We start from the raw sequence: 21,998 nt of genomic DNA, 5'->3' as shown, positions 1-21,998 counted from the left end.
AACCATGTGACCGGTGACGCGTCAGTCCTTGTTGCCGGTCAGTTCCTTGGCGCTGGCAGCGAAGTCCTGGAAGCTGGCGCCTCCGTGCTCGTGCTTGGACAGCGCGCGAATCGAAACATCATGGCCCTCTGCGGATTTCCGCAACGCGCCGACGGTGGCCTGCGCCTCGGTGATGTGACTGAACGGATCGAAGGAATACCAGCGCATCGCATTCTGGTACGACATCTTGTTGATCTCGTCGTCCGGCACGTCGTTCTCCGACAACACGTCCCACAGTTCTTCCGGGGCACCGGGCCACATCGAGTCGCTGTGCGGGTAGTCGGCCTCCCAGCAGATGTTGTCGATGCCGATCATGTTGCGCAGCTTGACGCCGACCTTGTCGCTGATGAAGCAGGTCAGGAAGTGCTCACGGAACACCTCGCTGGGCACCTTGCCCTTGAAGTCCTGGTGCGTCCAGGTCGAGTGCATTTCATAGGTACGGTCCGCGCGCTCGAGGAAGTACGGGATCCACCCGGTGCCGCCCTCGGACAGCGCGATCTTCAGGTCGGGGTACTGCTTGATCGGCTTGGACCACAACAGATCCGCCGCGGCCTGCACGATGTTCATCGGCTGCAGCGTGATCATCACGTCCATCGGCGCGTCGGGCGCCGTGATGGCCAGCCGACCCGAGGACCCGATGTGCACGTTCATCACCGTGTCGGTGTCGACCAGTGCATCCCACAGCGGCTTCCAGTAGTCGTCGTGGAAGCTGGGGTAGCCCATGGCGGCCGGGTTCTCGGTGAAGGTCAGCGCATGCACACCCTTCTTGGCGACGCGGCGCACCTCTTTGGCGCACGCCTCGGCGTCCCAGATCACCGGGATCGCCATCGGGATGAAGCGGGCCGGATAGGCGCCGCACCATTCGTCGATGTGCCAGTCGTTGTAGGCCTGGACCAGGGCGACCGAAAAGTCGTGGTCCTCGGTGGCGAACAACCGGCCGGCGAATCCGGGGAAGGACGGGAAGCAGATCGAGGCGAGGATGCCGCCGGCGTTCATGTCCTTGATGCGCTCGTCGACGTTGTAACAGCCGGGCCGGATCTCGTCGAGACCCTGCGGCTCCAGACCGTATTCCTCTTTCGGCCGACCGGCGACCGCATTGAGGGCGACGTTCGGGATGATCGTGTCGCGGAACTGCCAGGTGTCCGAGCCGTCTTCGTTGTGCACCAGCCGCGGAGCGTCGTCGATGTACTTCTTCGGCAGATGATTCTTGAACATGTCCGGCGGCTCGACGGTGTGGTCGTCGACGCTGATCAAAATCATGTCGTCTTTGTTCACTGCCCGGTCCTCTCATTGGGGGCGCTCGTGGCCCACCTGGTCGATGACTCGCGGTTATCCCGCGATTGTGGCGAACCTGTGGTCGGCCCGTCGTCGAATCGCGTTTGCCGCTGACTTCGCTCGTAGTTTGAAAACTAGCTTCTCAAAACGCGAGAATCAACATCCCAAGGCTACCCCCACCACGGTCAGACATGCATTGGGGCGGTCCGCCCAGCTGCCCAAGGCGCCGGTGTCACCGCAGGTGGAGCACGAAAGATTGACCAATCCGCGAGTTCATGGAAACCTATCGATCAAATATGAGAATCTGATTCTCCTAACCGAGGAGCCCACATGCGTCTGTCCCCGCTACCGGCGGACCAGTGGGACGACGCTGCCCGCCACGCGGTCTCGGTGATGCTGCCCGAGGAGCGGCGCAACCCCGACGACGCCGGCACCCTGCTGTCGACCCTGGTGCGGCATCCGAAGCTCACCCGCGCGTATCTCAAATTCAGCACGTATCTGCTGTACGGGTCGACGTTGCCGCCGCGCATCCGCGAACTGGTGATCCTGCGCGTCGCGCATCGCCGGGATTGCAGTTACGAATGGACCCACCACGTCGAGATGGGCAAGCAAACCGGGCTCGGCGACGCGGACATCGAGGCCGCCCGGGCCGGCAAGTCGGACGACACCTTCGACAACGCGTTGCTGCGGGCCGTCGACGAGCTCGACGAAACCAGCAACATCTCCGACCAGACCTGGGCCGTACTCGGCGAACGGCTCGACGAGCAGCAGCGCATGGACCTGGTCTTCACCACCGGTAACTACATCGCACTTGCAATGGCACTGAACACTTTTGGCGTCGAGGTCGAAGGCGACCGCGCCGGAACACAAGAGAGGTAAGGACGTTGGCACACTTTCCCAAGCCCGCCGCCGGTAGCTGGACCGAGAACTACCCGGACCTGGGCACTGAACCGGTCGACTACACCGACTCGATCGACCCGGCATTCTTCGAGGCCGAGCGCGAGGCGGTGTTCAAGAAGACCTGGCTCAACGTCGGTCGCATCGACCGACTGCCCCGCACCGGCAGCTACTTCACCAAGGAGATGCCGTCGGCCGGCAAGGGCATGTCCGTCATCATCGTCAAGACCAAGGACGGGTCGGTCAAGGCATATCACAACGTCTGCCGGCACCGTGGAAACAAGTTGGTGTGGAACGACTTTCCGAACGAAGAGACGTCCGGCACCTGCCGCCAGTTCACCTGCAAGTACCACGCCTGGCGCTACAGCCTGGACGGCGACCTGACCTTCGTCCAGCAGGAGGAGGAGTTCTTCGGCCTCGACAAAGGCAACTACGGCCTGGCTGCCGTCCGCTGCGAGGTGTGGGAAGGCTTCATCTTCATTAACTTCGACGACGACGCGGCGCCGCTGGTCGATTATCTCGGGCCGCTGGCCAAGAGCATCGAGGGCTACCCGTTCGGGGAGATGACCGAGACCTACTCCTACCGAGCCGAAGTCGGTAGCAACTGGAAGTTGTTCATCGACGCGTTCATCGAGTTCTACCACGCGCCGATCCTGCACCAGGGTCAGTACACCAAGGAAGAAGCCGCCAAGATCCAGAAGTTCGGCTACGAGGCGCTGCACTACGAATTGGCCGGCCCGCACAACCTGCAGTCGACCTGGGGCGGTCAGGCACCTCCCCCGGACATGTCGATGGTCAAGCCGTTGGATCAGGTGTTGCGCAGCGGGCTGTTCGGTCCCTGGGACAAGCCGGAGATCATCGAAAACCTCGAGCTGCCACCGGGTGTGAACGTCAAGCGGGTGCCGCAGTGGGGCATCGACTCATGGCTGTTCTACCCCAACTTCATGCTGCTGATCTGGGAGCCGGGCTGGTTCCTGACCTACCACTACTGGCCGACCGCGGTCGACAAGCACATCTTCGAGTCGACGCTGTACTTCGTTCCGCCGCGCAATGCCCGCGAACGTCTGGCCCAGGAGCTGGCCGCGGTGACCTTCAAGGAGTACGCGCTGCAGGACGCCAACACCCTGGAAGCGACCCAGACCATGATCGGCACCCGGGCGGTCAAGGAGTTCCTGCTGTGTGATCAGGAGATCCTGATCCGCCATCTGCACAAGACAACCGGTGACTACGTGAAGGAGTATCAAGGCAATGGCGTTACCGTCTGAATTCGCCGCCCTGGAGCAGTATGTGGACTGGGATCTGGCCACCGAGCCCGAGCGGTATGCCAAGCGGCTGGCGTCGTCGATGGCCGAGATGCAGGCGTTCTACGACGTGGCATTTCCTAAACTCAACGATGTCATCGACTACTGCGACAAATACCCGCTCGACGACCTGCCCGACGACGCGAAGACGCTGATGCACATCATGCAGTCGTTGGTCATGGTGTCGTTCCCGATCGAGGCCTGGAAGCAGCCGCGGGTTCCCGACAGCGGAGCGGCCTGGGTCGAGGTGCTCCGGGAGCCGGTGATCTAGCCGGTGCTGACGCTCAAGGCTGCCGGGCTGCTCGACATCGACGCCGGCGAGATCGTTTCGCCCGGCATCCTGCGTATCGAGGACGACCGGATCGTCGGTGTCGGCGGTTCGGTCCCGACCGGCCCGGATGACACCGTCATCGATCTCGGGGACTCCATCCTGCTGCCGGGACTGATGGACATGGAAGTCAACCTGCTGATGGGCGGGCGCGGGGAGAAACCCGGGCTGTCCCAGGTGCAGGACGATCCCCCGACCCGGGTGCTGCGCGCCGTCGGCAATGCCCGGCGCACGCTGCGGGCGGGCTTCACCACGGTCCGCAACCTGGGATTGTTCGTCAAGACCGGGGGCTATCTGCTCGACGTCGCGCTCGGCAAGGCCATCGACGCGGGATGGATCGAAGGACCCCGAATCGTGCCGGCCGGCCACGCGATCACCCCGACCGGCGGACATCTGGATCCGACCATGTTCGCTGCGTTCATGCCGGGCGCACTCGAGCTCACGGTCGAAGAGGGCATCGCCAACGGGGTCGACGAGATCCGCAAGGCCGTCCGATACCAGATCAAGCACGGTGCCCAGCTGATCAAGGTGTGTGTGTCCGGCGGTGTCATGTCGCTGACCGGTGAAGCTGGGGCACAACACTATTCCGACGAGGAACTGTCCGCGATCGTCGACGAGGCGCATCGACGCGGGCTGCGGGTCGCCGCGCACACCCACGGAGCGGAAGCGGTCAAGCACGCGGTCGCATGCGGTATCGACTGCATCGAACACGGCTTTCTGATGGACGACGAAGCCATCCAGATGCTGGTCGACAACGACCGGTTCCTGGTCACGACCCGCCGGCTGGCCCAGGCGATGGACGTATCGCACGCTCCGAAGGCATTGCAGGACAAGGCCGCCGAGATGTTCCCCAAGGCGGAGACATCGATCAAGGCCGCATACGAGGCCGGGGTGAAGATCGCGGTCGGCACCGACGCCCCAGCCATCCCCCACGGCAAGAATGCCGATGAGCTCGTCACGCTGGTGGAATGGGGCATGCCGCCACTCGCGGTGTTGAGGGCGGCCACCGTGACCGCCGCCGAACTGATCAACGTGACCGACCGGGGACGGCTGGCGGTGGGCCAGCTCGCCGATGTCATCGCGGTGCCGGGAAACCCGTTGTCCGACATCAGCGTTACCCAGCAGGTGAACTTTGTGATGAAAGGCGGCAAGGTTTATGTCGGACCGAATTGAGGACCTCGTCGATATCCAGCAACTGCTGGCCCGCTATGCGGTGACGATCACCCAGGGGGACATCGACGGTCTCGTCGCGGTCTTCACCCCCGATGGAACCTACAGCGCATTCGGTGAAACCTATTCGCTGGACCGCTTTCCGGTGTTGGTCGACGCCGCCCCCAAGGGCTTGTTCATGACCGCGACTCCGGTGATCGACCTGGACGGCGACACCGCCACCGGAACCCAGCCGCTGTGTTTCATCGACCACGCGACACACGACATGCGGATCGGCTACTACAAGGACAACTACGTGCGCAGCGCCGACGGTTGGCGGCTGAAAACCCGTGCCATGACCTTCATTCGGCGCAGCGGTGTCCACGACTCGGGTCGTCCGCACGCGATCGGGCGTCCGCCTGCATGAAAGTCGAGCAGTTCCGGGCAGATCTTCGAGCCTGGCTCGACGAGCACGACTTGACGCCGGGGCCTGATCACTCGCTGGAAGCCCACATGGCACAGATGGCCCGGGTCAGCCGGGCACTCTACGACGCCGACTGGATGCGTTACGGCTGGCCGGTCGAAGTCGGCGGGCTGGGCGGCCCGGCGATTCTTCGCGCTGTCGTCGGCGAGGAAATTGTGGGTCGCCGCCTAGCCGAGCCCGGCCCGTACTCGATGCTCGAGGTGCTCACGCCCACGATGATCGACTATGCGCCGGACGGACTCGCGGCGGAAATGGTGCCGCGCCTTCTCCGGGGTGAAGAGCAGTGGTGTCAAGGCTTTTCCGAGCCGGGCTCCGGCAGCGACCTCGCGTCCCTGACCACCCGCGCCGTGCAGGACGGCGACAACTGGATCATCAACGGGCAGAAGGTCTGGACGAGTTACGCACAGTTCTCCACCCGATGCATTCTGCTCACCCGCACCGCGCCCGGCTATGACGGCATCACCGCGTTCTTCGTCGACCTCGACACACCGGGAATCACCGTCCGCCCGCTGCGCACCATGCACGGAGTCGACGAATTCTGCGAGGTCTACTACGACGACGTCGTGGTGCCGGCGGAGCGCATGCTCGGCAAGCCGGGCGACGGTTGGCGCCTGGCGATGGATCTACTGCCCTACGAGCGATCCACCTGCTTCTGGCAACGCATTGCCTACCTCTACTCACGGTTCGACGAGTTGATCACCGAGGCGGTCGAGCCCGACGAATACGAGCTCGGGGCAGCCTATCTCGCGCTGCACACGCTGCGCTGCCGCTCGCGCTCCACCCAGCACCGGCTTGCCGACGGCGAGCCACTGGGACCGCAGACGTCGATCGACAAGGTGCTGTTGGCCGGTGCCGAGCAACGGCTCTACGACACCGTGCGCGATCTACTGCCCGGCACCCTGGAGCTGGACGAAAGTCCCTGGCGCGCTGAATTCCTCTACTCCCGGGCGTCGACCATCTACGGCGGAACCGCTGAGATCCAGCGCAACATCATCGCGCGCCGGCTGCTGGACCTGGGCAAGGAGTGAGCGTGGACAGCGAATCCTTGCAGCTGCTGGAAGACGGCCTGCGTAAGACGATGGCGACGGCATCCGGCGAGCGTCTCGACGCGGCCCTGGCCGAGCTGGGCTGGCTCGAAATGCTCGACGAAATGCCACAAGCCGCAGTTCCTTTGGTGTTCCGATTGCTCGGTGAGACCGGTGCCCACGCCCCGGTGCTGAATGACGTCGTGCTCCGGGCCGCCGGTCGCGACGGTGGTGGAACCGTGCCGCTGCCTTTCGCGGGCAACTCCTGGGTGGTGTGGGAGCGCACCGACCAGCCGACCACCGTGTTGGGCGACGACCTACCGATACACCGCGCCGAGCAGGGCGATTCGGTGCCGATGGATGCCGGACGGACTGCGCTGGGCTGGTGGTTGGTGGGGTCCGCGCGTGCGATGCTGACGCTGGCCCGCCGGCACGCTTTGGACCGCACCCAGTTCGGTCGGCCGGTCGCGTCGTTCCAAGCGATCCGGCACCGGCTGGCCGAGACATTGGTCGCCATCGAGGGCGCGGAGTCCACTTTGACCGCGGCCGCTTTGGCGCCAGACGCACTGAGTTGCCTGCTCGCCAAGGCCGCCGCTGGTCAGGCGGCGCTGACCGCCGCGCGTCACTGCCAGCAGGTACTGGGCGGCATCGGATTCACCGCAGAGCACGAGCTGCACCGGCACGTCAAGCGCGCCATGGTTCTCGACGCGACGCTCGGTAGTTCACGTGAGTTGACGCGCGAAGCCGGAGCGGCGTTGCGCGACAGCGGCTTTGCGCCACGGCTCGTACAACTCTGAGGTCGTCGAGATCGACGCCGGCGTCGACGCCTCTCGCGCAAATCCGCGCTAGCGTCGATTTCGTCGCCGCGTCCTAGTTTCGCGGCAGACCGAGGACTCGCTGCGCGACGATGTTTCGCTGGATCTCCGATGTGCCACCGGCGATGGTCGCCGCAAAGGTGCGCAGGTAGCGGTCGAACCAGCTGCCGTAGTGGGAATCCAGGTTCAACGGCGCGTACGGGCCGGTGAGCGCGGGGTGCACGAGCCCGTCGACCCCGGCGGCGCCCAGCACGTGTTCGGTGGCCGTCTGCACGGCTTCCGATCCCAGCAGCTTGAGCACCGACTGGCCGGCGACGTCGTCCTCGCCGCGGGCGGCTCGCGCCAGGGTCACCGACCCCAGCAGCCGCAGTGCCTCGTGGTCCATCACCAGGGTGGCGTAACGATTACGCTCCAGATCTCCGATCGGTTCGAAATCGGCTGTCAACTCCTGCAATTGATCGGCATAGCCCATCCAGAGCATGTTGCGCTCGTGGCCCAGCGAGCCGTTGGCTACCCGCCAGCCCTCGTTGAGCGGGCCGACGAGGTTTTCCACCGGCACCCGAACGTCGGTGAAGAACACCTCGTTGAAGTCCAGGTCCTCGGGATCGGCGACGGACGCGAACGGCCGTCGCACCAGACCCGGGGTGTCGGTGGGTATCACCAGCACGCTGATTCCCTTGTGCTTGGGCGCATCCGGATCGGTCCGCACGAAGGTCAGCAGCACGTCGGCGTCGTGGGCGCCCGACGTCCACACCTTCTGTCCGTTGACCACGAAGTGCTCGCCGTCGCGTACCGCCGCCGTGCGCAGAGACGCGAGGTCGGAGCCGGCACCGGGCTCGCTCATGCCCAAGGACGCCGTGATCTCGGCTCGCAGGATGGGCACCGCCCATTCGTGCTTCTGCTCCGCTGTCCCGAATGAGAGCAGTGACGCGGCGATGATGCCGACACCCTGAGGGTTGAAGCTCTGGTAGATGCGTCGCCGCGACAACTCTTCGGCGTGCACGTATTGCTGCAGCACGGTCGCGTTACGGCCGCCGAACTCGGGCGGATTACCGGGCAGTAGCCATCCGTGGTCGAAGAGCAACCGCTGCCAGCGCCGCGCCCAGAGCGGCACGTCGGATGATGAGCGGGAACGTTGGACCGCAGTGGCTTCCTCCGGCGAATGCTCGTCGAGGAATGCCACGAATTCGGCCCGGAATTGCTCCACCTCGGCATCGAACGTCAGTTGCATCGGGGCTCCGTAATTCGTATTCCACTTCCCAGCAGAGCAATGAGAGAATATTATTCTCGCCAAGGGAAAGTTACAATCTCAGACACGTCGTCCCGCGAGGGGGAGAGCACACTGATGACACGGCGTTCTCCGGTACAGTCCAACCATGTTCTCCCCTCGCGGCAATCACCCGAGCCGCCCGTGACCAGCCCCAGCGAAGAGCCGGCCTGGAAGCAGCGCGCCGTCGAACGCTCGATCAAAACGGCGAAACTGCGGGCCGCGCAACGCGTCCAGCGCTTCCTGGACGCTGCGCAGGCGATCATCATCGAGAAGGGCAGCACAGACTTTACCGTCCAAGAGGTGGTGGACCGCTCCCGGCAGTCGTTGCGAAGCTTCTACCTGCAGTTTGATGGCAAACACGAGCTACTGCTGGCGCTTTTCGAAGACGCGCTGAGTCGCTCGTCGGATCAGATCCGTGCGGCGACGGCCAACCACACCGCTCCGATCGAACGGCTGAAAGTCGCCGTCGAGTTGCTCTTCGAGGCCTCCCGCCCGGATCCGACGGCCAAGCGTCCGTTGTTCACCGACTTTGCTCCGCGACTACTGGTCTCACACCCCGACGAAGTCAAGATCGCGCATGCGCCGCTGGTCACTTTGCTGACCGAGCTGATGGAGGCCGCCAGCGAAGCCGGTGAACTCCGAACCGGCGTCAATCCGCGCCGGATGGCCGCAATGACCATGCAGACCGTCATGTTCATCGCGCAATCCAGCGGCGGTCCGGGCGAGGCGACCATCCATCCCATCACTGCGGACGAGGTGTGGGACTTCTGCTCGCAAGGATTCGTCGGCGGTTAGCCGCACGAGAATCGGCTTACCGTGAAGTGAGAACTTCACTTGCACAAGCGTCGCCGCACACTCAACTCGGCCGGTTTGGTTCCGATGGGTCGGGATCGTGTGACGCGTCACATCCCCGATCGGTCACTCGCCGCGACCGCGACGAGGCCGACATACGACGTTTCAATGCTCACATAACGCACCAAAAACGTCGCGTTGGAAATTGGATTCTCACCGCAAGAGAATGCTAAGTAGCGAAAACGGATCCCACATTGACACCCGTAGCCGCCTGATGACAGAGTTGCCGCAGATCTGAGCGCCATTCCCGATGCGCGCGCGGCGAGAGGCGAATTCCAGTGACAGTGGCTGCACCCGACGGGGTCTACTACGACCCGTACGACGTGGAGATCAATGCCGACCCCTACCGGGCGTTCCGGGCGATTCGCGAAGAAGCCCCGCTGTACTACAACGAGCAGCACGACTTCTACGCGCTCAGCCGGTTTGCCGACGTCGACGACGCGCTCGTCGATCACGCCACCTTCAGTTCTGCCCGCGGCGCGATCATCGAACTGATCAAAGCGAACATCGACATTCCGCCGGGCGTGATCATCTTCGAAGACCCACCGATCCATGACGTCCACCGCAAGCTGCTGGCCCGGATGTTCACCCCGCGCAAAATCAACGATCTCGAGCCCAAGATCCGCGAATTCTGCGCGCACAGCCTGGATCCGATCGCCGGCGGTGACAGTTTCGACTTCGTCGGTGATCTCGGCGCCCAGATGCCGATGAAAGTGATCGGCATGCTGCTCGGCGTCCCCGACGAGTACCAGGAAGCTGCGCGCGACCGGACGAACGACCAAATGCGCACGGAGGCAGGCAAACCCATGGATGCCTCCTCTGCGATGGACACCGGCGAGTTCTTCGCCGAGTTCATCGACTGGCGCGCAAAGCACCCGTCCGACGACATCATGACGGATCTGCTGAATGTCGAGTTCGCCGACGAGAAGGGCGTCACGCGGCGGTTGACCCGCGAAGAGCTGCTCACCTATATCGCCGTCGTGTCCGGAGCGGGCAATGAGACCACCACCCGGCTGATCGGCTGGGCAGGCAAGGTGCTGGCCGAGCATCCGGATCAGCGAAGGGAATTGGCGCACAACCCGGCGCTGATCCCTGCGGCCATCGAGGAGCTGCTGCGCTTCGAACCGCCCGCGCCGCACGTGGCCCGGTACGTGACCCGCGACATCACCTACTACGGGCAGACCGTGCCGGCAGGCAGCGCGATGATGATGCTGATCGGCGCCGCCAACCGAGACCATCGCCAATTCCCGCCTGACGGAGACATTTTCGACATTCATCGTGAACCCCGCCAGCACCTGTCCTTCAGTGTCGGCACTCACTACTGCCTGGGCTCGGCGCTGGCCCGGCTGGAGGGGCGCATCGCGCTCGAGGAGATCTTGAAGCGCTTTCCCGAATGGCAGGTCGACCTCAGCCGTGCCGCGTTGTCCCCGACCTCCACCGTGCGTGGCTGGGACACAATGCCTGCGGTCGTCGGTTGAGCAATCACAACTAGGAAACGAGGAAACGATGGCGGGTCGAGTCGAAGGCAAGGTCGCGTTCGTCACCGGTGCGGCACGTGGCCAGGGCCGCGCGCACGCGGTGCGGCTGGCCCAGGAGGGTGCCGACATCATCGCGGTCGACATCTGTAAGAAGATCGACACCGTCGATCTGATCGCCGCGTCCACACCGGAGGATCTGGCCGAGACCGCGGATCTGGTGAAGGGCCACAACCGTCGGATCTTCACGGCCGAAGTCGATGTCCGTGACTACGACGCGCTCAAAGCGGCGGTGGACACCGGCGTCGAGCAGCTCGGCCAACTCGACATCATCGTCGCCAATGCCGGAATCGGCAACGGCGGCCAGACGCTGGACAAGACCAGCGAGCGGGACTGGACCGCCATGATCGACATCAACCTCGGGGGGGTGTGGAAGACCGTCAAAGCCGGTGTGCCGCACATCCTCGCGGGCGGCAGAGGTGGCTCGATCATCCTGACCAGCTCGGTGGGCGGACTCAAGGCCTACCCGCACACGGGTCACTACGTCGCCGCCAAGCACGGCGTGGTCGGCTTGATGCGAACCTTCGCGGTCGAACTCGGCGCGCAGAACATCCGGGTCAACTCCGTGCACCCCACCAACGTCAACACCCCGCTGTTCATGAACGAGGGCACCATGCGGCTGTTCCGTCCGGACCTGGAGAACCCGGGCCCCGACGACATGAAAGTCGTGGGCCAGCTGATGCACACGCTGCCGATCGGCTGGGTCGAACCCGAGGACATCGCCAACGCGGTGCTGTTCCTGGCGTCCGACGAGGCGCGTTTCATCACCGGTGTCACGCTGCCCGTCGACGGCGGTAGCTGCCTCAAATAGGTTGTCGCCGTGACACTTTCAGCGCTGTCGATTCCGGGCGGCTGGGATCAGATCACCCCGGCGTGGATGACGGACGCGCTGCGGGGTGATTATCCCGGCGCGGTGGTCGGCGGCGTCGAGGTGGTGCTGCGCGATGACGGCACCAACCGGCGGGCCCGGCTGGGGCTGACCTATTCCGAGGGAGCCGGCCCGGCGACCGTGTTCGCCAAGGCCGTCGACCCGGCGCACGCCGAACTCGTGGCGCTGACCAGCGGGCTCTATCACGAGCCTCGCCTGTTCAGCTCGGGAGTCGTTCTGCCGCTTGATCATCCGACCGTCTACACCGCGATCATCGATGAAGCGCACTCCGACTTCTTGATGATCATGGAGGACGTGGTCGCCCGTGGCGCCGACCCGCGCGATTCGACTCGACCGCTGACGGTCGACCAGGCGGCCAGCGGCGTTCGCGGTCTGGCGAAACTCCACAGTGCGTTCTGGGGCGACCGGAGCGCGTCCAATCCGGCGCTCGGCTGGCTGGAGCCGTTCGTCGCGTTCGCCGGTCTGGAGTACGCGCCGCTGGAAATCGCGCATCAGCGCATGGGCGATTCGGTGCCCGCCGAGATCCCCGCGATGACGGGCACCGAGCTGTTCGTCGACATCTGGGCGCGCTACATCGGCACGTTGACCGAAGCACCGCAGACGCTGCTGCACGGCGACCCGCACATCGGCAACACCTACGTGCTGCCGGACGACACCGTCGGGTTTCTCGACTGGCAGATGGCCCGGCGGGGCAACTTCTCGCTCGACCTCGGCTACTTCCTGCAGGGTGCGCTGACGATCGAGGACCGTCGCGCGGCCGAACGCGACCTCGTCGCGGAATACCGGAATGCGCTGACGCTGCCGGCCGATGAGGCGCCCAGCGCCGACGAGGTCTGGCTGCGCTACCGGGCTTCGGTCGCACACGGCCTGGCGATCTGGATCGCCACGCTCAGCGGCGGGGACGCCTGGCAAGGCGCCGACATCTGCCTCGCCCTGGCGCAGCGGTACGCGGCGGCCTTCGTCGACCTCGACACCCGCGCCGCGCTGGACGCGATCACCGGATAACCGGGGCTGCCCGCATTCGCGCAGCCACGTCGGCTACCGTCGCGCCATGAGCAACGACAGCGGGTATTTCGAAGGGAAAAGCGCCGTCATCACCGGTGGCGCGAACGGTATCGGTCTCGCGACCGCAACTGAGTTGGCAAGGCGCGGAGTGCGTCTCGTACTTGCCGACGTCGACAAGCCGGCGCTGGAGCAGGCCGTCACGGATCTGCAGGCACAGGGATTCGAAGCCCACCCGGTGCTGTGTGACGTGCGGTCTCTCGACGAGATGAACCACCTGGCCGACGAGGCGTTCCGTCTGCTCGGCCAGGTCGACGTGGTGTTCAGCAACGCCGGCATCGTGGTCGGGGGACCGATCGCGCAGATGACCCACGACGATTGGCACTGGGTGATCGACATCGACCTGTGGGGCTCGATTCACGCCGTCGAGGCGTTCGTGCCCCGACTGCTGGAGCAGGGCACCGGCGGGCACGTCGCATTCACCGCGTCGTTCGCCGGCCTGATGCCCAACCTCGGGCTCGGGGCCTACAGCGTCGCCAAGTACGGCGTCGTGGGCCTGGCCGAGAACCTGGCGCGGGAGGTCAAGGACGCCGGCATCGGTGTGTCAGTGCTGTGCCCGATGGTGGTCGAGACCGAGCTGCTGTCGAACTCGGGGCGGATCATGGGCGCCGACTACGGGCTCGCCTCGGCCGGGACACCGGCGCAACCGGACACCTTGGAGGTCGACGAGGTCGCCCGATTGACGGTTGACGCGATCGCGGCCAACCGCCTCTACGTGCTACCGCATTCGGCCGCCCGCCGGTCGATCCGCAAGCGCTTCGACCGCATCGACCAGACCTTCGACGCGCAGGCGAACGACGGCTGGAGTCACTGACCCGCCAGCCGCGGATTCGTCCCCCGGATGCTCACCGGCTGGCGGCCTTTCGCGTGGTGCCGGGCGCCCGGCCGATCACGCCCTCGGCCTCCAGCTGGGCGATTTCGCCTGTACTGAGCCCGATGCCGGCCAGCAGCTCGTCGTTGTGCTCGCCGAGCAGCGGCGCCTGGCCTCGATGGAATCGGTGCGGGCCGGCCGAAAACCTCACCGGGACAGTGCTGTGCGGAGCCGGCTCGCCGAGCGGGTGGCCGACGTCTTCGAAGAAGCCGCGGAACTGCAGCTGGGGAATCTCGATCTGACGATGCGGCTGCATCACCTTGGCGACCGGCACGCCGGCATCCCAGAGCACGCGCACGATGTCGTCGCCGCCCCGACTCTCGCACCATGCGCTTAGGTGCTCGTCGATGAGGTCGTGCCACCGGTGGCGGCCATCCGCTGTCGACAACGTCGGATCCAGCGCCCAGTGCGGAGCGCCCAGCGCGTCACACAGCCCGGACCATTGCTGGTCGTCGGCAACAGCGATGGCGACCCAGCAGTCGCGGCTGCCGAACTCGTCGACATCGCTGCAGAGGTAGGCGTTTTGGGGCGCAGCCGTCGGCCCCCGGTTGCCCGCGCGTTGCAGCAGTGCTCCGTAGGCGGTGTATTCGATGACCTGTTCGGCGGCGATGTTCAGTGCCGCATCGACCATCGCGGCTTCGATCATCACACCGCGGCCCGTGCGGCGCCGGAACTCCACGGCGAGCAACAACGCGTTGACCGCGTGGATGCCGGCATTCGGGTCCCCGATCGAGTACGGCTCGTAGGGGTTTCGGTCCGGATACCCGGTCAGCCAGCTCACCCCGGATGCGGCCTCGATGACATAGGCGAAAGCCGGATTGTCCCGCCACGGCCCGTCCAGACCGAAGCCGGGCATTCGCAGCAGGATGGCATCCGGCCGGATCGCCTGGATTGCATTGAAGTCCAATCCGATCTGGTCGAGCACCCGCGGGGTGAAGTTCTCGACGATCACGTCGAATGTCGGGATCAGTCGGCGCAACAGGTCCCGGCCGGTGTCCGTTTGCAGGTCGACGGTCAGACCCTTCTTGTTGGTGTTCAGCGCCGAGAAGATCGGCGACTTCTCCCACCACTGGTCTTCGGTGACCGGGATGCCGGCGATCAGCCGGGTGCCGTCCGGCTTGCCCGTCGACTCGACGTGCACAACCTCGGCACCCAGCATCGCCAGGAAATGGGTGCAGCTCGGCCCAGCCCAGAACGTCGTCATGTCGAGCACACGAATACCGTTGAGCGGCAGTTGTTCTGCAACGTGATCGGTGGGAGGCCGCTTGGCGGCCGGCGGTGTCTGCCGGTACTGCGCAGTGTGCTCGCCCAGCAGTGGTGCGGGTCGCGGCGCGACCAGTGTCGCCGGCTTCATCCGATAGGGCGGACCGGGCTGGGAGAACCCGTCGCGGGGGTTGGTGACGAACGAGCCCCGGTGCCGGAACTGTTCGAGCTCGGTGATGTTGGCGCCGTTCGCCACCGGCGCATTGGGAATCCGGAACGCGGTGGCTAGGTCGCGGATGTCGTCAGCGTTCTGGGCCTCGAACCATGCGTAGATGTCGGCGGCCTTTTCGTTCGCCATCTCGGTGATCGAGAGCGGCGAGTCCTCGTCGATCCAGTCCTGCTGACCGACCATCGCGCAGAGATCGAACCACTGTTGTGCGGTGCCGCAGCCAACGTCCACCAAACCGTCTTTGGCACGGGCGATTCCGGGCACCGTGAGTCTACGGGCATCGCGCCACGGCCGCCCGAGCATCTGGAAATACGTCACCGGATAATAGGTGAGCCCCAGAATGTGGGCTTCGAGCATCGACAGGTCGAGGAGTTCGCCGGCCCCGGTGTCCAACTGCCGGATTCGTGAGGTCAGAGTTGCGGCGCTGGCATAGGCACCGGAGAGGTAGTCACCCACCTGACCGCCGACGAAGACCGGTGCGCGGTCGGCGGATCCGCGACCCAGCCCGACGATGCCGCCGGACCATGCCTGCAGGGTGAACTCGGTCGCCGGCAGACCGGACCAGGGCCCGTCCAGCCCGAACGGGGTGATCGACGTGACGATCAAGTGCCGATGCGTCTCGCGGAGCTTTGCCGGTGTGAACGATTCGGCCAGCGCTGATCCGCGTGACCACACCACCGCGTCCGCCCCGGCCAGCAACTCGTCCACGAAGCCGGCATCGGTGGCGGGGTCGGCGACCACGCCGTGTTTTCCGCCGGCCAGATAGCCGAACAGGGCGCCGTCACAACCGGGCTCGACAGTGGCACCGGATGCCGACCACCGACGCAGCGGATCACCTTCTGGCGACTCCACTTTGATCACGTGTGCACCGCCGTCGGCCAACAGCTTGGCGCAGTAGGCGCCGGCGATGCCGGAAGAGAGTTCGACGACGGTGTAGCCGTGCAGTGGACCGGTGTCGGGTACCACGCCTCAATCCTTCTTCGCCCGGCCGGACTTCTCCTCGGCCGACGGCCGCCCGCGCTCGGCCACGATCAGGCGCCGACTGCGATGTGGGCCGAGGGGCTCGACGTGAGCACCTCGGGTCCATCGGGGGTGATCAACACCGCCTCTCGCCCGAACACCGCACCGACGCCCGATTGCCAGACGTAGCCGGTGACCGCCAGCACCATGCCCGCCTCGAGTTGCTCCTCGGCAGCCGTCGCCGGCAGATGCGGCGACACCACCGGCGGGTCGAAGCCCAAGCCCAGCCCGCGCGCAATGGGCATCGGCGGCAGCTCTTCACCGGCGGCCTGGTAGGCCGCCAGCAGATCGAGAGCTGGCGCTCCCGGCTGACAGGCCTCGAACAACCTGTCCCACAATGCATCCCACCGCCGATAGAGATCTGACGAACCCGGGACGTCGCCGACCGGCCAGGTGCGGCCCACTTCACCGGTGTAGCCACCGTCGAGCACTCCGGATGAGAACGCCACCAGGTCGCCGGCGTGCACCAGGCCGTCGGGATTGGCCCGGCGCCACGGGTGGTCGCGCGCTGTCACCCAGGCGGCGTCCTGCGTGGACGGAGTGCTGACCCCGCCGGCCGCCATCGCTTCCAGTAGCACACCGGCCAACGCCTTTTCGCTGAGTCCCGGCCGCAATTCGGCTACCGCCGCGGCCAATCCGAGCTCGGCAACCCTAATGGACTCGCGCAGTGCGACCACTTCTTCGGGTGTCTTGATCCGTCGCGCCGCGCGCATCGCCAGCTCGCCGTCGACCAGCTCGGCCTTGGGGAACGCCATCGGCAGCAGCTGCGCGAACCCTGGTGAAAGCGCGTCGGTGCCAACTCGTTTCGCGACATCAGCACCTGGTATGCGGCTCAGGTTGGCGATGGTGTTGACCGGGTTCCACGCGATGCCGTACAGGTTCTCGTGCGGGATGTCGTCGGGCACGCCCTCGTCCCACGTGCTCAGCAGGTGGATCGCGCCGGTCTCCCGCACTACGACGCAGGTCGGACCGAAGGGTCTGGTTCCGGCCACCCACAACTGCGGCGTGCCGGACACGTAGCGGACATTGGCCTGCCGCCCCAGCACCAGGACGTCCAGGTCGTGTATTTCCATTTGCGCCAGGGCACGCTCGCGTCGGCCCGTCCGCAGCGCGCGGTCGTCGGCAAGAACCTCGGTAGCCATCAGGCCTCTCCGTACGGGGCATAGGGGTAGTCGGTCAACCGGATATGCCCTTCCTCGGTGATGACGATGATCTCTTCGCTGCGGTAACCACCGGTGCCTTCTTCCCACACCACCGGTTCGAGAACCATCACCATGCCCGGTTCGAGGACGAAGTTCTCGTCGAATTCCGCACCGAGATCGGTTCCGATCATGGGTGTTTCGGCGGCGTTGACGCCGATGCTGTGGCCCAGGTAGAAGTGCGGCAGCCACGGCCTCGTACCGCCGTTGGCTGTGGTCGCCGTTCTTCCCAGGTCCGCGACGGTGGCCCCGGCGCACACCACGCCGAGCACGGCATCCATGATTTCCTGCCACCTGTAGTACTGGGCGTGCTGCCGCGGTGTCGGCTGGTCACCGACCACCCAGGTGCGACCGAAGTCGGAGCAGTAGCCCTGGTAGGTGATGCTGACATCGGTCCACAGCACGTCACCTGCGGCGAGTTCACGCTCAGTCGTCAACAGCGGCAACGCCAGATCACCGTGGGTGGTCCAGACTCCGTCCGCCTTGAACTTGGGCATCACCTGCCAGATCGGCTCCAGCATGCTGGCCATCGCACCCAATTCGAAGGTGCGACGAGTGAACTCGGCTGACAGGTCGATCTGCCGAATGCCCGGGGCCAACGACGCCTGCACGTCGACCATCGCCGCATCGGTGATCTTCACCGCGGTTCGGATGCAAGCGATTTCGTCGGGGGTTTTGATGAGTTTGGCGGCACCGACGACCTGTGCGGCGTCGGTCGGCGGACCGGACCGGAACAGCTGAGACTGCGCGCGGCGCATGGCGCCGGTGAGCTCGTCGACGGCGATGGTGGCCGCAGCCGGAATGAGCTCGTGGATCATCCGCGCGAATTTCTCGACACCCTCGTCGAATTCGAGATACACCGGGCCGTGCAGATGGTCTGCCGGCAAACCCGACTCCGACGATGCGCCCTCCCGGAACGGAAGGAACAGATGCGGATGCGGATCGTCGGCGAGCACCACCGCCACCGGTCGTTCGACGTACGACAGGCCGGCATCGCCCAGCGGCCAGCTGACCCCGGTGGCGTACACCACGCTGTTGTTTCCCAGCAAGATCAGCGCATCCACGCCGCGGTCGGCCATCGCCGAACGCAGCCGTGCGCCGGTTTCGCGACGCATCCGCTCGATATCCGGCGTCTCCGGAATATCGAGCACCGACGTGCATGCCGGCAGGACCGATGTGGTTGCAGTCATCGAACGGCCTACAGCCCCAAGAACTTGGTGGCGTTGTCGCTGACGATCTTGACGGCGTCGTCCGGTCCGACCGCCTCGACGACCGAGGCCAACGACTTCTCCGAGTAGCCGAAAGTGCTTTCGTTGTGCGGATAGTCGCTGGACCACATCACCCTGTCGACACCGATCTGATCGATCAGCTGTAGACCGAGCGGATCGACCATGAACGAGGCGCTCATGTGGGTGTCCCAGTAGTAGTGCGCGTCGTGCTGCAGCGGCCGGTTGAACATGTGCTGGTAGGACGCCACCAGATGCTCGGCGTCCTGCAAAGCCCAAGGAACCCAGGATATTCCGCCCTCGAACCAACCGATGCGCAAGCTGGGGTGGTCGTCGAGGATACCGGTGAACAGGTACTTGGCGAACTGCTCGCGGAACCCGTCGATGTTGATCATCATGCCGACGACGACGCTGTTGAACTGACAGGGAGTCTTCGGCGGTGTCTCCCCGATGTGGTGGGAGATCGGCAGTCCGGCGGCTTCGATCTCGTCCCAGACCGGCTTCATGGCGGTACTGCCGTAGTCGATGACGTTTCCGTCGTCATCCTTGCCGGGATTCAGTGGTAGCAGGAATGTCTTGAGCCCCAGAGATTTCAGCTCCGCCAAGGTCTTCTTCGCACCCGCCGGGTCCCACCAGTTGATCAGGCCGGCACCGTAGAAGTGACCTCCTGACTGCTCCTGCAGCTCGGCGATGTACTCGTTGTAGATCCGGAAGGCCAGCTCGCGAAGTTGCTTGTCCGGGTAGTGGAACAGCGCCAGGATGGCGTTGGGGAACGCGAGTTCCTTGTCGACGCCGTCCTCACGCAGCTCCTGGATCCGGGCGGCGATGTTGGTGCTCGCCGCGCCGGGCAGGTCGTCGTACTGCATCAGCACGGCGCTGAAGTCGCCGGGCAGGAATGACTGGCCCTTCCGGCCGACCTGGTAGGCGCCGTCCTCGTACCAGATCCGCGGCGCCTTTTCTTTGAGCTCGTCGGGGAAGCGGTTGAAGAAGATGTCGTCGGCGATCGAGATGTGGTTGTCCGCCGAGAACACCACGGTGCCCTCCGGCAGACCGGTGGGGGTTCCGTCGGCATGTCCGTGCCGATCCTTCGGAGCGCCGAATCCCCCGGGCGGATAGAGCGAAATGGTGGTTGTTTGAGGCGACATCAGTGGCCCTCCAATCGGATTGATGAGTCGTCGAAATTAGTGATCCCGGAACGCCTGGCGAGGGTCTTCACCAGGTCACCGGTAATTCGTAGACGCCGTACGCGAGCCGGTCGTGCTTGAGCGGAACGTTGTCGATCGGTACGGCGAGTTCGAGGGTGGGGACGCGGCGGAGCAGGGTGTGGAAGACGATCTGCAGTTCGGCGCGAGCGAGCTGCTGCCCGACGCACTGGTGCCGGCCGTAGCCGAAGGCGACGTGCTGGCCCGCACCCGAGCGGTGCAGATACAGCCGGTCGGGTTCGCTGAATTCCTTGGCATCCCAGTTGGCCGGCGCGTTGTCGATGATGATGCCGTCACCGGCCTTGATCGTTTCACCGGCGATGTCGATGTCCTCGGCGGCGACCCGACGCTGGCCGTTCTGGATGATCGAGAGGTACCGCAGCAGCTCTTCAACCGCGTTGGCAATGACTTTCGCGTCGTCGGTGTCCCGCAGCACCGCCGCCTGGTCGGGGTGCGCCAGCAGCGCCAGGACGCCCAGTCCGATCATGTTGGCCGTGGTTTCATGGCCGGCAATCAACAGGCCGGTGCCGAGCTGCGCGGCTTCCTTGACGCTGAGCTCGCCGGCCTTGACCCGCTCGGCCAAGTCCGAAACCGCATCCTCCGCGGGGTTCTCCATCTTGGCCTCGACCAGCTGCGCGAGATACTTGTGCAGGCTCATCGCGCCCTTCATCGTGTCCTCGGCGGCGGCGTAGCGGGCGAGGCCGACATTGGCATGGTGTTGGAACATCTCGGCGTCTTCGTACGGCACGCCCAGCAGCTGGCTGATCACCAGCGACGGCACCGGCAGAGCGATCGTGCTGACGATCTCGCCCGGCTTCGGGCCGGCCAGCAGGGTGTCGATGGCATCGTCGGTGATCTGCTGAATCGCCGGGCGCAGACCTTCAACTCGCTTGAACGTGAACGGTTTTGACAGCATCCGCCGAAACCGGGTGTGCTCCTCAGCATCTGAGGTGAAGACCGACCGCGGCCGCTTGTGCACCGTGGACAACATGCCTTCGTTCCAGTGCGGGAAGCCCGGCCGACGGTCGTCGACACTGACCCGGGAGTCGGAGAACAACGAGCGCGCCTCTTCGTAACCGGTGATGAGCCAGGGTGTGCTGCCGTCCCAGATCTTCACCCTGGACAGCGGCCGCACGCGGGCCAGTTCCATCACCTCCGGTGGCGGCGCGAAGGGGCACCCAGCGGCGCGGGCCATCGGATATTCGGGGCCGTCGGTGGTCGCCTCAGTGGTGGTGCCGGCGAGTGTGTCGGACACGTCTCACTCCTCGATGTGGATGGCTAGTGCGGGGCAGTTGGCCTCGGCCTTGCGGCCGTTGTCGGCCTGTTCGGCGGGCGGGTTCTCGTCGAGCACGAGAACGACGCCGTCGTCGTCGCGCTGATCGAAGATTTCCGGTGCATGCATCACACAGTTTCCTGATGATGCGCATTTGTCTTGTTCCACAGAGACTTTCATCATTTCTTCTTCACTCGTGCGGCGTGACGGGCGCCAGCCACAGCCCCACCACTGCGTCGATGAGGCGCGTCCCGGCGGCCTCCCAGGACGTCCACGGCGCGGAAGCGCCTGCGGCCAGGGCCCGTTCGCGGTCGGCGCAGGTGTGCACCAGCAGGTTGCGGGCCATCAGATTGCGTTCCACTCGCACGTCGTGGGGAAGTTCAGGCAGGCAGCGGTTGATCCCGTCGATCACCTGGACCAGCGACTCGGACGTCAGCGCGTCTTTCACCATGATGTTGTAATAGGTGGGGTCGGTCATCACCTGCGCGGCGAAACGTGCGTACCAGCTGGGATTTCCCAGCGCCGCAAGGTGTTCCGTCAGTGGGCGCACCAGGCAGGCGACCCAACTCCGGGTGTCCTCGGATGTCAGGATCTGGGCCACCATGTCTTCCCGCAGGCGTTCGATGTGCTCACGATGCCGATGCTCGATGGCACGCACCAGGTCGGTTTTGGTACCGAAGTGGTAGCCGACCGCAGCGTTGTTGCCCTGGCCGGCCGCTTCGCTGACCTGCCGATTCGAGACAGCGAAGACGCCGTGCTCGGCGAAGAGCCGCTCAGCGGCGGTCAAGATCGCTTCCTGCGTGGTGCTGGCCCGGTCGCTGCGCGGGGCCCTCGCGGTAGTCACCTTGGCCAGT

The 21,998-nt window shown here is 65.2% G+C and carries 21 protein-coding genes; 12 read left to right on the top strand and 9 right to left on the bottom strand.

Going from position 1 to position 21,998, the window contains the following annotated elements; genetic code table 11:
- Nucleotides 1-21: 21 nt before the first annotated feature.
- Nucleotides 22-1,314: an amidohydrolase family protein gene (locus ACZYW1_RS15110; RefSeq protein WP_463786979.1), complete on the bottom strand. Its 1,293-nt coding sequence runs from the start codon at nt 1,312-1,314 to the stop codon at nt 22-24.
- A gap of 330 nt (nt 1,315-1,644) precedes the next feature.
- Between ACZYW1_RS15110 and ACZYW1_RS15105 the strand changes: the two genes are divergently transcribed.
- The 7 genes from ACZYW1_RS15105 to ACZYW1_RS15075 are packed head-to-tail and all read left to right on the top strand — an operon-like array spanning nt 1,645 to nt 7,295.
- Nucleotides 1,645-2,193, top strand: a complete 549-nt coding sequence (locus tag ACZYW1_RS15105; RefSeq protein ID WP_463786977.1) for a carboxymuconolactone decarboxylase family protein — start codon at nt 1,645-1,647, stop codon at nt 2,191-2,193.
- A 5-nt stretch (nt 2,194-2,198) separates the two neighbouring features.
- Nucleotides 2,199-3,476 carry an aromatic ring-hydroxylating oxygenase subunit alpha gene (locus ACZYW1_RS15100; protein ID WP_463786975.1) on the top strand — a complete coding sequence of 426 codons (1,278 nt, stop codon included), beginning with the start codon at nt 2,199-2,201 and terminating at the stop codon, nt 3,474-3,476.
- Entirely contained in the window at nt 3,460-3,783 is a 324-nt protein-coding gene (locus ACZYW1_RS15095) for a hypothetical protein (protein WP_463786974.1), read from the top strand. The genes ACZYW1_RS15100 and ACZYW1_RS15095 overlap by 17 nt, the downstream gene beginning before the upstream one ends.
- Before the next feature lie 3 nt (nt 3,784-3,786).
- Nucleotides 3,787-5,013 (top strand): metal-dependent hydrolase family protein, encoded by a 1,227-nt coding sequence (locus ACZYW1_RS15090; RefSeq protein WP_463786972.1) that lies wholly within the window; start codon nt 3,787-3,789, stop codon nt 5,011-5,013.
- A complete protein-coding gene (locus ACZYW1_RS15085) occupies nt 4,997-5,416 on the top strand; it encodes a nuclear transport factor 2 family protein (RefSeq protein ID WP_463786971.1) in 420 nt (139 codons plus the stop codon). Before ACZYW1_RS15090 ends, ACZYW1_RS15085 begins: the two co-directional genes overlap by 17 nt.
- The gene (locus tag ACZYW1_RS15080) at nt 5,413-6,501 is read left to right on the top strand and encodes an acyl-CoA dehydrogenase family protein (protein ID WP_463786969.1); all 1,089 of its coding nucleotides are present in this window, start codon (nt 5,413-5,415) and stop codon (nt 6,499-6,501) included. Before ACZYW1_RS15085 ends, ACZYW1_RS15080 begins: the two co-directional genes overlap by 4 nt.
- Nucleotides 6,502-6,551: 50 nt before the next feature.
- Nucleotides 6,552-7,295, top strand: coding sequence for an acyl-CoA dehydrogenase family protein (locus tag ACZYW1_RS15075; RefSeq protein WP_463787840.1), 744 nt, complete (start codon nt 6,552-6,554; stop codon nt 7,293-7,295).
- Nucleotides 7,296-7,368: 73 nt separating this feature from the next.
- Here ACZYW1_RS15075 and ACZYW1_RS15070 read toward each other — a convergent pair whose 3' ends face one another.
- Nucleotides 7,369-8,544, bottom strand: coding sequence for an acyl-CoA dehydrogenase family protein (locus ACZYW1_RS15070; RefSeq protein ID WP_463786967.1), 1,176 nt, complete (start codon nt 8,542-8,544; stop codon nt 7,369-7,371).
- 180 nt (nt 8,545-8,724) lie between these two features.
- On the opposite strand from ACZYW1_RS15070, the gene ACZYW1_RS15065 reads away from it, so the two are divergent.
- From ACZYW1_RS15065 to ACZYW1_RS15045, 5 genes are all read left to right on the top strand, one after another.
- Nucleotides 8,725-9,378, top strand: a complete 654-nt coding sequence (locus tag ACZYW1_RS15065) for a TetR/AcrR family transcriptional regulator (protein ID WP_463786965.1) — start codon at nt 8,725-8,727, stop codon at nt 9,376-9,378.
- Between the two features lie 335 nt (nt 9,379-9,713).
- Nucleotides 9,714-10,913: a cytochrome P450 gene (locus tag ACZYW1_RS15060; protein ID WP_463786964.1), complete on the top strand. Its 1,200-nt coding sequence runs from the start codon at nt 9,714-9,716 to the stop codon at nt 10,911-10,913.
- A gap of 28 nt (nt 10,914-10,941) precedes the next feature.
- A complete protein-coding gene (locus ACZYW1_RS15055) occupies nt 10,942-11,781 on the top strand; it encodes a mycofactocin-coupled SDR family oxidoreductase (RefSeq protein WP_463786962.1) in 840 nt (279 codons plus the stop codon).
- A 9-nt stretch (nt 11,782-11,790) separates the two neighbouring features.
- Complete coding sequence (locus ACZYW1_RS15050; protein WP_463786961.1) at nt 11,791-12,864, top strand: phosphotransferase; 1,074 nt, start codon at nt 11,791-11,793, stop codon at nt 12,862-12,864.
- Between the two features lie 46 nt (nt 12,865-12,910).
- Nucleotides 12,911-13,735, top strand: a complete 825-nt coding sequence (locus ACZYW1_RS15045; RefSeq protein WP_463786960.1) for an SDR family NAD(P)-dependent oxidoreductase — start codon at nt 12,911-12,913, stop codon at nt 13,733-13,735.
- Between the two features lie 31 nt (nt 13,736-13,766).
- Here the strand turns inward: ACZYW1_RS15045 and ACZYW1_RS15040 are convergent, their stop codons facing one another.
- The 7 genes from ACZYW1_RS15040 to ACZYW1_RS15010 all read right to left on the bottom strand — a co-directional run bounded on the left by ACZYW1_RS15040 (nt 13,767) and on the right by ACZYW1_RS15010 (nt 21,988).
- Nucleotides 13,767-16,190, bottom strand: coding sequence for a CaiB/BaiF CoA transferase family protein (locus ACZYW1_RS15040; RefSeq protein ID WP_463786957.1), 2,424 nt, complete (start codon nt 16,188-16,190; stop codon nt 13,767-13,769).
- A 65-nt stretch (nt 16,191-16,255) separates the two neighbouring features.
- Nucleotides 16,256-17,386, bottom strand: coding sequence for a M24 family metallopeptidase (locus tag ACZYW1_RS15035; protein ID WP_463786956.1), 1,131 nt, complete (start codon nt 17,384-17,386; stop codon nt 16,256-16,258).
- Nucleotides 17,386-18,633 (bottom strand): M24 family metallopeptidase, encoded by a 1,248-nt coding sequence (locus ACZYW1_RS15030; RefSeq protein WP_463786955.1) that lies wholly within the window; start codon nt 18,631-18,633, stop codon nt 17,386-17,388. Before ACZYW1_RS15030 ends, ACZYW1_RS15035 begins: the two co-directional genes overlap by 1 nt.
- A gap of 8 nt (nt 18,634-18,641) precedes the next feature.
- Nucleotides 18,642-19,703 (bottom strand): amidohydrolase family protein, encoded by a 1,062-nt coding sequence (locus ACZYW1_RS15025; protein ID WP_463787839.1) that lies wholly within the window; start codon nt 19,701-19,703, stop codon nt 18,642-18,644.
- 178 nt (nt 19,704-19,881) lie between these two features.
- On the bottom strand, nt 19,882-21,126 hold the full coding sequence (locus ACZYW1_RS15020) for a cytochrome P450 (RefSeq protein WP_463786953.1): 1,245 nt from the start codon (nt 21,124-21,126) through the stop codon (nt 19,882-19,884).
- Nucleotides 21,127-21,129: 3 nt separating this feature from the next.
- Nucleotides 21,130-21,324: a ferredoxin gene (locus tag ACZYW1_RS15015; RefSeq protein ID WP_463786951.1), complete on the bottom strand. Its 195-nt coding sequence runs from the start codon at nt 21,322-21,324 to the stop codon at nt 21,130-21,132.
- Between the two features lie 10 nt (nt 21,325-21,334).
- A complete protein-coding gene (locus ACZYW1_RS15010; RefSeq protein ID WP_463786949.1) occupies nt 21,335-21,988 on the bottom strand; it encodes a TetR/AcrR family transcriptional regulator in 654 nt (217 codons plus the stop codon).
- Nucleotides 21,989-21,998 lie beyond the last annotated feature (10 nt).

This window comes from Mycobacterium sp. IDUB_36 (genome assembly GCF_055419225.1).
This window is presented reverse-complemented; position numbering and strand designations above follow the sequence as displayed.

Excerpts from the sequence above, each read along its gene's own strand:
- ACZYW1_RS15015 (WP_463786951.1), bottom strand. The coding sequence starts at position 21,324 with ATGAAAGTCTCTGTGGAACAAGACAAATGCGCATCATCAGGAAACTGT.
- ACZYW1_RS15105 (WP_463786977.1), top strand. The coding sequence starts at position 1,645 with ATGCGTCTGTCCCCGCTACCGGCGGACCAGTGGGACGACGCTGCCCGC.
- ACZYW1_RS15085 (WP_463786971.1), top strand. The coding sequence starts at position 4,997 with ATGTCGGACCGAATTGAGGACCTCGTCGATATCCAGCAACTGCTGGCC.
- ACZYW1_RS15035 (WP_463786956.1), bottom strand. The coding sequence starts at position 17,386 with ATGGCTACCGAGGTTCTTGCCGACGACCGCGCGCTGCGGACGGGCCGA.
- ACZYW1_RS15075 (WP_463787840.1), top strand. The coding sequence starts at position 6,552 with ATGGCGACGGCATCCGGCGAGCGTCTCGACGCGGCCCTGGCCGAGCTG.
- ACZYW1_RS15045 (WP_463786960.1), top strand. The coding sequence starts at position 12,911 with ATGAGCAACGACAGCGGGTATTTCGAAGGGAAAAGCGCCGTCATCACC.
- ACZYW1_RS15070 (WP_463786967.1), bottom strand. The coding sequence starts at position 8,544 with ATGCAACTGACGTTCGATGCCGAGGTGGAGCAATTCCGGGCCGAATTC.
- ACZYW1_RS15055 (WP_463786962.1), top strand. The coding sequence starts at position 10,942 with ATGGCGGGTCGAGTCGAAGGCAAGGTCGCGTTCGTCACCGGTGCGGCA.
- ACZYW1_RS15095 (WP_463786974.1), top strand. The coding sequence starts at position 3,460 with ATGGCGTTACCGTCTGAATTCGCCGCCCTGGAGCAGTATGTGGACTGG.
- ACZYW1_RS15030 (WP_463786955.1), bottom strand. The coding sequence starts at position 18,633 with ATGACTGCAACCACATCGGTCCTGCCGGCATGCACGTCGGTGCTCGAT.
- ACZYW1_RS15080 (WP_463786969.1), top strand. The coding sequence starts at position 5,413 with ATGAAAGTCGAGCAGTTCCGGGCAGATCTTCGAGCCTGGCTCGACGAG.